We start from the raw sequence: 12,726 nt of genomic DNA on the forward strand, positions 1-12,726 counted from the left end.
GGATGGTGAAAGGTGATAATTAGGTTTAATGAAAGCTGTCTTAGGAGCAAAAGTATTTCCGGCTATAACGGATTTGAACATGAGTGCACATAATTATGTGAACTAAGGTGGTACCGCGAATTTTTCGTCCTTAGAAGATTTTATATCTTTTAAGGACTTTATTATTTTTGAAAGGAAAAATAGAACTATGAAATATATGACAAGCGAACAAATTAGACAAACTTGGTTAAACTTTTTTAAAGATAAGGGGCATATTATTGAGCCTTCCGCATCATTAATTCCTGTAGATGACCCTACACTTTTATGGATTAATGCGGGTGTGGCTCCATTAAAGAAATATTTTGATGGTACAGAAACACCAAAATCAAAACGTATTACAAACATCCAAAAAAGTATTAGAACAAATGATATTGATAATGTTGGGAAAACTGCAAGGCACCATACATTTTTTGAGATGATGGGGAATTTCAGTATTGGTGATTACTTTAAAAAAGAAGCTATAGAATTTGGTTTTGAACTTTTAACGAGTCCGAAATACTTTGATATACCATTAGATAAACTGTATATGACTTATTATCCAACCGATCTAGAGGCTAAAAATACTTGGTTAGAGTTGGGTGTCAAAGAAGATCATTTAATCCCTGTTGAAGGTAACTTCTGGGAAATTGGTGCTGGTCCATCGGGTCCAGATACGGAAATCTTTTTTGATAGAGGCATATCTTATGATTTAAGAGGTCCTGAACTTATCCGTGATGATATTGAAAATGAGCGTTATATAGAAATTTGGAATATTGTATTCTCACAATACAATGCAGATCCTAAACTTAAGAGATCTGAATATAAAGAACTACCAAATAAGAATATTGATACGGGTGCTGGTTTAGAAAGATTTGCTTGTGTACTACAAGGTACAAAGACAAACTTTGAAACAGACCTACACTATCCAGTTATTCTTAAAGTAGAGTCTTTAAGTGGTGTAAAATACGATGGGCAAATGGCATTTAAAGTGATCTCTGACCACATTAAAACTTTAGTATTTGCAATCTCTGATGGTGCGAACCTTTCAAACGAAGGTAGAGGTTATGTATTACGTCGTATTCTACGCCGTGCGGTTAAGTACGGTAAATCTATTGGTTTTGATGCACCGTTCTTGCATTTACTAGTAGATACAGTTGTTGATATGATGTCAAACTTCTACACAAACTTAAAAGAAACTGCAGTCATTGTTAAGAAAATTATTTTAAAAGAAGAAGAAAAATTCTTTTCAACCATCCTAGATGGTGAAAAACACTTACTTCAATCCATTAAAGATGGTAAGTTAAGTGGTGAGGATGCATTTAAACTTTATGATACATATGGCTTCCCGATCGAATTAACGATTGAATATGCAGAAGAACACGGTATCACTGTAGATATTGAAGGATTTAACGAAGCACTTGAAGTTCAAAAATCACGAAGTAGAGATGCTAGAAAAGTAACACACTCTATGAAGGGTCAAGATGAGGCTTTATTAAACTTTGATCTACCAAGCGAATTTGTAGGTTATGACTACCTACAAACAGAAAGTAAAGTCATCAAAGTATTTGATCAAGGTATTGTATTAGATAAAACACCATTTTATGCAAATAGTGGTGGTCAAATATCTGATACAGGGTCTATTAATGGTTTAGTTGTTAGAGATGTCATCAAATTACCACATGGTCAACATCTACACTTAATTGAAACAGATGCATTTACTGAAGGTGATGAAGTATTATGTATTGTCAATCAAGATAAGCGCCAACACATAATGAAAAATCATACAGCGACACACTTACTTAATCAAGCCTTAAAAGATACGTTAGGAAGTCACGTGAAACAACAAGGTTCTTATAATGGTGATTTAAAACTAACATTTGATATCAACCATTATGAAACTATCAAAGATGATGAAATTTTAGTAGTAGAAAAAATTGTTCAACAAAAAATAAAAGAACAAATTGATGTAGTAACGCGCGTTTTACCAATTGATGAGGCTAAAAAATTAGGTGCAGCTATGCAATTTGGTGAAAAATATGGTGATATTGTTAGAGTAGTCGATGTAGGATCTTGGAGTATGGAGTTTTGTGGTGGCACACATGTTAAAAACACATCAGACATCAAAAACTTTATGATTACTTCAGTAGAATCTATTGGTTCAGGTACTTACAGATTTGAAGCAATTACTGGTCAAGTATTATCACAAGTTAAAAAAATAGCTCAAAATTTACTTGAAATGATTCATCAACATATTGAAAAGATTAAATCACTTGATGAAAATCATGATTTAAATCCATTACCAGAATTAACTGGATCTTATCAAGATATCATCAATCTAAGAGTGTATAATCACTATATATCAAATGAATCTAAAGTCGTTGAAAAACAACTAGAAGCTAAATTAATTGATCAAATTATTCTACAAGCAGATACATTTATACCTGAAACAATTGAACCAACTACCTATATTTATACTGAAAACCTACCGCAGTCATCATTAAAACCACTCATTGATGTCTTATATGATAAAATAAAGGTAGATACTGTTGTCTTATTAAACATCTCTGAAGACAAGGCAAGTTATTTAGTTAAATCATCAGTAAATGAAGCAAGAAACGTTATTAATGAGTTAAACAAAGTACTTGATGGTCGTGGTGGTGGTAAACCTGATTTTGCTCAAGGTGGTACACAGGCACTAGACAAGGTAAAAATGCTTTTGAAAGGTAAAAATTAATTTGAAATATTTTGGACTCGATTTAGGTGAAAAATCACTTGGCGTAGCGATATCTGAATCAGGTATCATCGCAAGTAATTTAACCACTATTCGATTTAAAAGCGAGGATTATGAAGATGCTGTAGAACAACTTCTTAAACTCATTAATCAATATAAAATTGACTGTGTTGTATTAGGTTTACCTAAACACATGAACAATGATATTGGTTTAAAAGGTCAAATGGCTATTGATTTTAAAACATTATTAGAATCAAAAAGTAACATTCAAGTCATCTTATGGGATGAACGTTTATCTACAAAAACAGCATTAAGAATCTTATCAGATAGTAATAAGAAGTATGATAAGCAACGCAACCTAAAAGACGAGGTCGCAGCACAAGTGATCTTACAAAACTACTTAAATTCCAGGGGGAATACATTATGAAAAAAGATAACGAATTAATCATCATTACTGGTGATAAAGAAGAAAAAGCAACTATTTTATTTACTTTCGAAGAAGAAGGTAAAAACTATGTCGTATTTGAGTTTGATGAAACTGAAGAAGTTTCAGCTGCTCGTTTTGAACCAACACAAGGTGAAGGCATTGGTCAATTAATGGATATTGAAACCGAAGCTGAATGGGATTTAGTTGAAAACGTGTTTAACCAATATGAAAAAGATTTAGAAGATGAAGAACTGGAAGATTAGTGATTTAAAGTCTTATGCACTGTCAAAAAATATTCCAATTATTCAAGATGATGCATTAAACTTTATCAAAAACTATATTCAAAATAACAACATCACATCTATATTAGAAATTGGAACTGCCTATGGATATAGTGCAGTTTCTTTCTCAAGTGAGACTACACATGTAGATACCATCGAAAGAGATAGAGTCCGTTATGAAGAGGCTTTAGAGTGGATTAGTCTACTGGATGCCAATGTCACACTTTATGCAGAAGACGCATTAACATTTGATGGATTAGAATCTACATATGATCTCATCTTTATAGATGCAGCTAAATCTCAATATGAAACACTATTTAAAAAATACAGTGCATTATTAAATCCAGGAGGGAGTATTGTTTGTGATAATATTAACTTCCATAATTTAAAGATAGAAACGGTTAAAAATAGGAGTACAAAAGGGTTACTTAAAAAGTTAGAAAAATTTAAAACTTTTTTAAAAGAAAATGATACTTTTGAAACAACTTTTTTAGATATCGGAGATGGGCTTACAGTGTCCAAGTTAAAATAATGATTGAACAATATACTAAGAATAATCAAACAATTCAATATAAGATTATTTTTAAAACGATTAAACATGTATATTTTAGAAAAAAAGATGATTATTTTTTGATATCAGCTAATCGCAAAATGAATAAAAAACAAGTACTAAGTATATTAGACAGTCATTTTAATAAATTGGTAGGTTATCAAACGAAGAAAAGACGTCAGACAACTGAAAAGTTTCAGTTATGGGGCAGTAAACTCAGTGAAGAAGCATTCTTTGATGGGTTAGAAAACACTCAAAAAAACTATGAAAAAATACTGATTAATAAAACATTTGCTCAAATAAAAATATTTGAATCGCAACTAATAAACGACCTATCTAAACTGAATTTAACACTTAAACCCACCAAGGTTAAGTTGTTAAAATCAAAATTTGGTTCATGCCAAATTATTAAAAAAGAAATAACAATTAATGCATTTTTAGCCAAAGTAGATCCTATCTATTTGTATTATGTACTTTTACATGAGTACTGTCATTTAATAGAAGCAAATCACTCAAGCGCGTTTTATAAATTGCTTGATGTACTTATGGAAAACCATAAAGTGATTCAAAAGGATTTAAGAAAATATGTTATTACATTTTAGATAGTCAATTTATGATATAATATAACAAGAAATTAAGGAGATATACATCAAATGGCAAGTAAAAAAGTATATGAACTTACCCAATCGGGTTTAGATCAACTAAAAGATGAATTAACACATTTAAAAGATGTTAAACGTGTTGAAAACTTAGAAGCTTTAAAAGAAGCTCGTGAACAAGGTGACTTATCAGAAAATGCTGACTATGATGCAGCTCGTAATGAACAAGCTAGAATTGAAGCACGAATTCTTGAAATTGAAAGCATCTTAAAAAATGTAAAAATAATTAGAACTAATGATGATTCAACAACTGTAAATATTGGTAAAAAAGTATTACTTCACTTTGTAGAAAAGAACAAAGATGTTGAGTACCATGTTGTTGGAACCATTGAAGCAGACCCTAAGAATTTCAAGATTTCTATCGAATCTCCATTAGGACGTGCTATCAAGGGTAAAGAAGTTGGAGATTTAGTACAAATCAAATCTGCAACAAATAAACAATCAAACGTAGAGATTAAAGCAATTAGTTAATGATTAAAGCAAGAAATTTAATTCCTAGCCTATATCAGGAATCTATAGCAACAATTGATTATGACATGCTTAAAAAGCAGGGTATAACGACTCTGCTTTTTGACTTAGATAATACAATCATTGACTACCATCAAACCAAACTAACAAGCGAATCGATAGAATTCCTAGCTCACTTAGAAAAAGAATTTAAAGTACTAATTATCTCTAACTCTCATAATAAACGCGTTGATTTTGCAGTAGGACATCAATTTAGATATGTTTCTTTTGCTAAAAAACCACTTAAAATGGGTTTCAAAAAAGCCTTAAAAATATTAGATTCAACAATTGGTGAAACAGCCATGATAGGTGATCAACTCCTAACGGATATTCATGGTGCTAACCGACTAGGTATGTTTAATATATTAGTGGACCCAATAGCTAAAAAGACAGATAAATTACCTACTAGAATTAATAGACAACTAGAAAAGTATTTTCTAAAGAAGATTGAAAGAAAGTATCCAGATGAATTTGGGAAAGGATTGAACGTTTATGCCATCAAACACTACTAAATGTATGGGTTGCGGAGTTGTATTACAAACTGAGGATCCAACAAAATTAGGTTATATTCCAAATCATGACCACATCTTTTGTAAAAGTTGTTACCAGCTGATGCATTATGGAAAAGCCGAAGGTCATAGTCATCCAGATAATTTACCTAATTTTGAAAAGAAATCTTTAATTGTTGTAGTAACATCTCTTCTTTATTTAGACAGTATGTTAAATTCAGAGGTGAAACGCTTAGGAGATAACTACAAAGTTGTCTACTTAATTAACCAGATTGACCTATTACCTGATGCAACTTCTAAGAATTTTTTATTAGGGAAAATTCAGAAAAGTTTTAGATTAAATAGAGTAAGCTATGAAGATATCGTTTTAATGAGTGCGCTAAACCCATATGATATCGATCATTTAAAAGGATATCTTAAATCATTTAACTTACCAAATATCTATTTAATTGGACTACAAAATAGTGGTAAAACAACTATTTTTAAGGCATTAACTGGTAATAAAGAAGCACTGAGTTTACCAAAGGCTGCTTTAACTCAAACCATGTTACATGCTAAATTTGATCAATTAAACATCTATGACACACCTGGTTTATATCAAAGTGGTTACCTACATGAATTCTTTGAGTATAAAGATTACAAAGATTTACTCCCACAAAAGCAGTTTAATCCTCGAAACGGTACGCTTAAAAGTGGACAATCACTCATGATTGGTGGTTTAGTAAATATTAGTGTTCTTAAAGGTGAAACAAAATCTACCTTATATGTATCTGATTATGTGAAACACCATATAACAAGTACAGATAATGTAGAAAATATTTTAACTACCGATAATATCTTTAAACTTAAATTTGATAATTATGTGACTAAAGATTACAAGCTTGTTGAAGACAAAAAATATCAGTTCACACTTGCAGATTTCGGGATTGTTCATATCCTAGGACCTGTCACTATCCAAATAACAACACATCCAAAATTACATGTCACACTTACAGAGAGTTTCTTCAAATGATCGATAAAATAACAGAAGATGTCAGGCTAAAGTATAAAGACAATCCCAAACGATATGAACATATCCTAGGTGTTGTAAAAACTGCTGTAAGTCTTTCGTTAAGGTATGGGGTTGATTCCAATAAAGCCTATATTGCAGCAATCTTTCATGATTATACAAAGTATGATGACATAAATAGTCAAACATCTGTATTAGACATAAATGAAATTAAAGCTTATGAAGATGTACCTGTGATGTATCATGCTTTAAGTGCAGCAGCAATTTTAAAAAATACCTACAACATAGAAGATGAAACCATCTTAAATGCCATTAAATATCATGTATATGGTAGAGTAGGTATGACAACACTGGATAAAATTATACTAATAGCTGATAAAATAGAACCAACAAGAGATTATCCACTTGTTGATGATTTAAGAAAACTATCACTTGAAAGTTTAGATGAAACCATTAAAGTATATTTAAATGATTTAGTAACAAATCCTGAATTGGGATACATTACAAATAAAAAAAACATATTAGAAATAATAAAAAGTATAGGAGAATAGATTTTGCAACTATTACAACAAACCATAGAAATATTAGAAAAAATTAATGCACAAGACATTACAGTATATGAATTCTTAGAAAAGAGTCCATTTTATGACTATTTTGTAGTCGCAACCGTCAATGAGCGTGCATCCCAAAGTGCGGTCGGTTATTTCAATGAAACCCTTAAATCAAGTATTAAACAAGTAGAAGGTAAAGGACAAACAGGTTGGTTATTAATTGACCTTGGAGATGTCGTAGTTCACTTGTTTGGTGAAAAAGATAGAGAGTTTTACGGATTTGATAAACGCTTCATGGAATTAAAAAAGAAAATATAATCTACATAAATAAAAGTCGAAAACCTCCATTATCTATACTATATAGATGAAGGAGGTTTTTTTATGAAGAAAAATGTCATATGGGCAATAGTCTTTTTACTCGTATTTATGTGGTTGGTGTTTAAACCAGAAAGTAAAGATTTACCTTATTTTAAACATGAAACAGATATGCTTCAAGTAGATATTACCGGTGCTGTTAAAAAGCCTGGAACCTATCAAATTACTAGGGGTATGACCTTAGCTTATTTAATTGATCTATCTGGCGGTCTTAAAGAACATGCAGATATATCAAATATCAAATTAGGTAGTATTGTAACAAATGCTACATATCATATTCCACACTATCAACTCATTGAAGAAGAGATTATTAAAAAGATTAATTTAAATACGGCTACCTATAGTGAACTCATGTTAGTACCTTATATTACTGAAAATAGAGCACTTGAAATTCTACTATATAAAAAAGAACATGGTAATTTCAAAAGTTTAGAAGAACTACTTCATGTGAAGGGTATTGGAGTACAAACATTTGATAAAGTTAAAATTTATTTTTTTATTTAAGCAGACGTATTTATATTTAATTTTACTTATTATTTTAATACTTACAATGCATTATCCTTATATAGGTATAGTACTTATATTATATTTGTATCGAATGAGAAAACATATATCCTGGTTGATTGTATTTTCTATAGCTTTGATCTATTTACTAGGTTTTTTTACACTTTACCCAATAGAAAAAGATGTGAATCAAAATTTTGTTGTAAGTCATATTGAAGATAAAGAAAGTTATTATCAATACACAGTCACATCAGGGTTTGATTCATTTCACTTTAATAGTCAGATACAGTATGCATTTGGTGACATTATTTTTATTAAAGGAAGGATAGAAAATTATAGGAAACAAACAGTACCTGGTGGTTTTGATAGTTTTAAGTATCAACTTGGTAAGGGGATTAAAGGTATCATAAGAATCGATACGATTAGTCTTAAATTCCCTTCAATATTTAGAAAGATTAAGTTAAAACCAATACCAATTTTAGATTTGTTTTATGATGATACACTCATTGAAACACAGTATATGTCTCACCTATTTAAATTATCCTCTATTCATCTTACCTTTTTAATCGCCTTGATGTTTAAATTATTTTATTATCTTGATATCAAGGATACATCAAAATACTTAATTACAGCAATACTTATGGGTGTATCTTATGTCATCGGTTTTAGCGTGATTATCTTAAGGATGTGTATTAAATACACCATTAAGTACTTAAATGATGTATTTAATATAGAAATGGATAACTCTAATATAGAGGTATTAACCTGTTTGATTATACTAATATTTAATCCTTATATCATCTATAATCAAACATTTATTGTAGTATATGTTTTTGTCTTTTATATCGCACTTAGTTCGAGGGTAACTAAGAAGCATATAAGCTATATCATACCTTTTTTGATTGCACCTTTTTTACTTTTATGGCAAAAAGAAATTAGTTTGATCAGTTTATTTTTTATTCCGATTATGAGTTTACTCATTAAATATGTATGGGTACCTAGTTTAATTATTGGGTCTACATTACCCTTTATTTCACTAATTGATAATATAGCTATATTTATTCAGAAAATAGAGGCGTTTATTGATATTTATGATATTCGTTTCTACCTAATACAACTTAATGGAATCATGTGGATCTTCTATTTTGGTTACATCATATTTTTATATGCTGCACCACACAAAAAAGCCTTTTACAGACGTTTTGTATCTCTTTTGGGTATGGTGGTCATCTCTTTTTTACTTACCCTTAAACCGCTTGAAGATAATGTTATATTTTTAGATGTAGGTCAAGGCGATAGTGCTGTCATATTTAAAGATAATCAAGTTATTGTTGTTGATGCATTTGTAAATGTTACAAGTTATTTAAAATATCATTATGTATATACGATTGATTACTTATTTATTACGCATTCTGATTTAGATCATATGAAAGAAGTTGATAACTTACTAGAAAACTTTAATATAAAAACAATCGTTGTAAGTGGTTATATGGATTATCCTGTGAAACACCCTAATATATATCGTGTTCGTGAAGGCTTTCTTAATCTTAGCGACTCTTTAGGTATCCAGTTACTAGGTCCTACAAAAGACTATCGAAATATAAATGATAATTCTATTGTTTTTAAAATATTTGTTGATGGTTTAAATTATTTGTTTACAGGTGATATTGGCATTCAAACAGAAAATGATTTAGTTAATATGTATGGTAGATTATTAAAAAGTGATGTTTTGAAAGTACCGCATCACGGCTCTAATACTTCAAGTTCAGTTGATTTCTTGTATCATGTGGACCCTTCGATTGCGGTAGTAAGTGTGAGTAAGCGTAATGTATACAATTTACCGAACAAAGAAATTATTCAAATATATTGGGATTATGGACTTTATTTACATCAAACTAAAGATTCTGGAAGTCTAAAAATTAAAAACAAAAATTTAATAAACTTTCCACCTTAATTTTCTATTTAGAGTTTCAAAAAGTGTCAAAAAATTGTATAATATGATGTAAGCGAGGTAATCTATGGAATCCACATATTTATTAGTTGGTCAATCAGCTTTTTTAATAAACGAACAGATAAAAACATATCAAGAGAAATTTAAACTTGACCAGTTTAATATTGTTAAATTAGATGCACTAGAAACTGAAATTGAAGTGATTAATCAAGAACTTCAAACCGTTTCTTTTTTTAGTGATTTAAAAATGGTTGTCATCGAGAACTTAGATGGTTTAACAAGGTATGATGATAAGGTACTATCTACTTTCTACAAATATTTAGAATCACCAAGTAGTGATATTGTTTTAATATTAACAATTACTGAACTACCAAAGGATCATAATTTGGGTAGTTATCTAGAAAAATATGCATTTATTGAAACAATTCAATCTTTAGAAGGCGAAACACTCATTTCTTATATTAGAGAGTCATTTCTTAAAGATGCATATCAAATAGAAGATAAGAGTATACAACTTATTATTGATCGTACTCAAAATGATCTTTTCAGTATTCACCAGGAAATTAGTAAGATTAAAATGTATGCATATGATGAAAAAATTGTCTTCATAGAAGATGTTGATTTATTAGTGACTAGAAACCTAGAAGACAATATTTTTTCTTTTTCTACTGCATACTTAAAAGGTAATATAAAATCTTATATGCAAATCTATGATGATTTAGTTACAAATAAAATGCCGTCAAGTACAATATTTAATCATTTATTTAATACAATGAACTTAATTATGCAAACTAAAGATTTAATGGAACAAGGATTAAATCAAAAAACACTGGCCGAACAATTAGGTGTATCTAGTGGTAGAGCATACCACTTAATGAAAGAAGCGAAGTTACAAAATAAAAAAGATTTAGAAAATCTAATTCATGGATTAGCTAAACTAGATGTAGAAATCAAAAGTGGCATAAAAGATGAAAAATTAGGCTTTGAATTACTATTACTAAGGAGATTAGCATGAAACTAGAATATAAAAAAATACTGGTATTTGATTTTGAAACAACAGGACTTACACCGAAAAGAGATAAAGTAATTGAAGTAGGCGCGGTATTACTTGAAAAAATAGATGATACCTATGAAATAGTTCAAGAAATTGATTATCTAATCAAACAACAAACACCAATAACAGATTTTATTTCTAATCTTACAGGTATAACAAATGAAATGTTAGAGCGTGATGGTGTTGAAGAAGAGTATGCATTTAGACAACTAGATAATCTAATTGATGAGGACACACTATTAGTCGCATATAATCTATCATTTGACATAGGTTTTTTAAGTGCACTATATAAAACGTATGTTGCACATAACTTTTTAATACAAAATGACATTTTAGACTGTATGGCAGTTTATAAAGATAGATATCCTTATCCACATAAACTTGAAAGTGCAGTGTCTAGATTTGGGTTAACAAATAACCAAGCGCATAGAGCAAGTGAAGATGCCAAAGCTACATTTAAAGTTTTAGAATGTTTAGCAAGTGAAGAAAACAATTTAAAATTATATATTAATGTGTTAGGCTATAATAAAAAATACGCCCTACCAGATAGAACGTATTTCAAAAAACATATTGAATTAGTAGCACAAGGCTTTAATGGTTACCGCGAAATCGAAAAAAGGGTAATAAAAAACACCATTTAGGTGTCTATTATAAGGAGTTTACGAGTCTTGCTAACGCAGATTTATTACGCGCAACAAAGTTCTTGTGGAAAATTCCTTTAGCTTGCCCTTTATCTAACTTTTTATGTGCAAATGACAATTTAGCTAGTGCAAGATCTTTATCTTTAGCTTCTACAGCTTTTTCAACAGCTTTAACAGCAGTTTTGTATGATGATTTAAATGAAACGTTTGCTTGATGACGTTTTTCGTTCGTTAAGTTACGTTTGATTTGGGATTTAATATTAGCCACAAATTCACCTCCTAAATAAGCACATATCATTTTACCAAAACAAACTAATAAATGCAATAAGAAATCATATTTATGATAAAATAAATGAGATGAGGGAAAATATGACAACAGCAAATAAATTAACAATCTTAAGAATATTATTAATACCAGTCATGATTATCGTGTTATACATTGATGCACTCGTGATCGATACAGCATTTTTAAACATGACAGTACAGCAAATAATTTTTGCAGTGCTATTCATTCTAGCAAGTCTAACAGACTTCCTTGATGGCTATATAGCGCGAAAGTATAACCAAATTACGACATTTGGTAAGTTTTTAGACCCGATTGCAGATAAAGTTTTAGTATTTACTGCACTGCTTTATTTAATGGTTCAAATGCCTGATAGAGTAGCTATATGGGGTGTAATGGTTATCATAGTAAGAGAATTTTTAGTTACAGGTGTTCGACTTATTGCAGTTGAACATGGCAAAGTGATTGCAGCAAGTCACTTAGGCAAATATAAGACTTTAACCACAATGTTAGCAATCATTATGTTTTTATTTAATGACGTAGGATTAACACTTATCCATCCTAATTTAGTGTGGGTGACCAATATTGTTTATTATATAGCAATATTCTTCACGGTTTGGTCTGGATTTGATTATTTATATAAAAATAGAGAGATTATATTGGAAAGTGTATAAAA

16 protein-coding genes and 1 other annotated feature (1 of these 17 cut by a window edge) are annotated in these 12,726 nt (G+C 29.9%); of the genes, 15 read left to right on the forward strand and 1 reads right to left on the reverse strand.

The genetic code is table 11. From position 1 onward, the window contains the following. Positions 1-135 (forward strand) — a binding site (T-box leader); it begins 55 nt to the left of the window's first position. Between the two features lie 52 nt (positions 136-187). From alaS to IY230_RS05410, 14 genes are all read left to right on the forward strand, one after another. Continuing rightward, positions 188-2,752: an alanine--tRNA ligase gene (alaS, locus tag IY230_RS05345; RefSeq protein WP_230852609.1), complete on the forward strand. Its 2,565-nt coding sequence runs from the start codon at positions 188-190 to the stop codon at positions 2,750-2,752. A 1-nt stretch (position 2,753) separates the two neighbouring features. After that, complete coding sequence (gene ruvX / locus IY230_RS05350) at positions 2,754-3,176, forward strand: Holliday junction resolvase RuvX (protein ID WP_196370455.1); 423 nt, start codon at positions 2,754-2,756, stop codon at positions 3,174-3,176. Beyond that, a complete protein-coding gene (locus tag IY230_RS05355) occupies positions 3,173-3,439 on the forward strand; it encodes a DUF1292 domain-containing protein (protein ID WP_012242848.1) in 267 nt (88 codons plus the stop codon). The genes ruvX and IY230_RS05355 overlap by 4 nt, the downstream gene beginning before the upstream one ends. Then, positions 3,420-3,989 (forward strand): O-methyltransferase, encoded by a 570-nt coding sequence (locus IY230_RS05360; protein ID WP_196370457.1) that lies wholly within the window; start codon positions 3,420-3,422, stop codon positions 3,987-3,989. The genes IY230_RS05355 and IY230_RS05360 overlap by 20 nt, the downstream gene beginning before the upstream one ends. Beyond that, complete coding sequence (locus IY230_RS05365) at positions 3,989-4,609, forward strand: M48 family metallopeptidase (protein WP_196370459.1); 621 nt, start codon at positions 3,989-3,991, stop codon at positions 4,607-4,609. Before IY230_RS05360 ends, IY230_RS05365 begins: the two co-directional genes overlap by 1 nt. Before the next feature lie 51 nt (positions 4,610-4,660). Then, on the forward strand, positions 4,661-5,137 hold the full coding sequence (greA, locus tag IY230_RS05370; RefSeq protein WP_012242845.1) for a transcription elongation factor GreA: 477 nt from the start codon (positions 4,661-4,663) through the stop codon (positions 5,135-5,137). Then, positions 5,137-5,685: a YqeG family HAD IIIA-type phosphatase gene (locus IY230_RS05375; protein WP_196370461.1), complete on the forward strand. Its 549-nt coding sequence runs from the start codon at positions 5,137-5,139 to the stop codon at positions 5,683-5,685. Before greA ends, IY230_RS05375 begins: the two co-directional genes overlap by 1 nt. After that, on the forward strand, positions 5,666-6,694 hold the full coding sequence (locus IY230_RS05380) for a GTPase (protein WP_196370463.1): 1,029 nt from the start codon (positions 5,666-5,668) through the stop codon (positions 6,692-6,694). Before IY230_RS05375 ends, IY230_RS05380 begins: the two co-directional genes overlap by 20 nt. Beyond that, a complete protein-coding gene (yqeK, locus tag IY230_RS05385) occupies positions 6,691-7,242 on the forward strand; it encodes a bis(5'-nucleosyl)-tetraphosphatase (symmetrical) YqeK (RefSeq protein ID WP_196370465.1) in 552 nt (183 codons plus the stop codon). The genes IY230_RS05380 and yqeK overlap by 4 nt, the downstream gene beginning before the upstream one ends. Positions 7,243-7,245: 3 nt before the next feature. After that, complete coding sequence (gene rsfS, locus IY230_RS05390) at positions 7,246-7,560, forward strand: ribosome silencing factor (protein ID WP_196370467.1); 315 nt, start codon at positions 7,246-7,248, stop codon at positions 7,558-7,560. 63 nt (positions 7,561-7,623) lie between these two features. Continuing rightward, complete coding sequence (locus IY230_RS05395) at positions 7,624-8,121, forward strand: helix-hairpin-helix domain-containing protein (protein ID WP_196370469.1); 498 nt, start codon at positions 7,624-7,626, stop codon at positions 8,119-8,121. A gap of 184 nt (positions 8,122-8,305) precedes the next feature. After that, a complete protein-coding gene (locus IY230_RS05400; protein WP_196370471.1) occupies positions 8,306-10,075 on the forward strand; it encodes a ComEC/Rec2 family competence protein in 1,770 nt (589 codons plus the stop codon). Positions 10,076-10,139: 64 nt separating this feature from the next. Next, positions 10,140-11,087 (forward strand): DNA polymerase III subunit delta, encoded by a 948-nt coding sequence (gene holA, locus IY230_RS05405; RefSeq protein ID WP_196370473.1) that lies wholly within the window; start codon positions 10,140-10,142, stop codon positions 11,085-11,087. Beyond that, positions 11,084-11,767, forward strand: coding sequence for a 3'-5' exonuclease (locus IY230_RS05410; RefSeq protein ID WP_196370475.1), 684 nt, complete (start codon positions 11,084-11,086; stop codon positions 11,765-11,767). Before holA ends, IY230_RS05410 begins: the two co-directional genes overlap by 4 nt. A 7-nt stretch (positions 11,768-11,774) precedes the next feature. Here IY230_RS05410 and rpsT read toward each other — a convergent pair whose 3' ends face one another. Beyond that, entirely contained in the window at positions 11,775-12,035 is a 261-nt protein-coding gene (gene rpsT / locus IY230_RS05415; RefSeq protein WP_012242836.1) for a 30S ribosomal protein S20, read from the reverse strand. A 101-nt stretch (positions 12,036-12,136) separates the two neighbouring features. Here rpsT and pgsA point away from each other — a divergent pair, with 101 nt between their 5' ends. Further along, entirely contained in the window at positions 12,137-12,724 is a 588-nt protein-coding gene (gene pgsA, locus IY230_RS05420) for a CDP-diacylglycerol--glycerol-3-phosphate 3-phosphatidyltransferase (RefSeq protein ID WP_196370477.1), read from the forward strand. Positions 12,725-12,726 lie beyond the last annotated feature (2 nt).

This window comes from Acholeplasma laidlawii (assembly GCF_015709225.1).
In the GTDB taxonomy this organism is placed as follows: domain Bacteria; phylum Bacillota_I; class Bacilli_A; order Acholeplasmatales; family Acholeplasmataceae; genus Acholeplasma; species Acholeplasma laidlawii_A.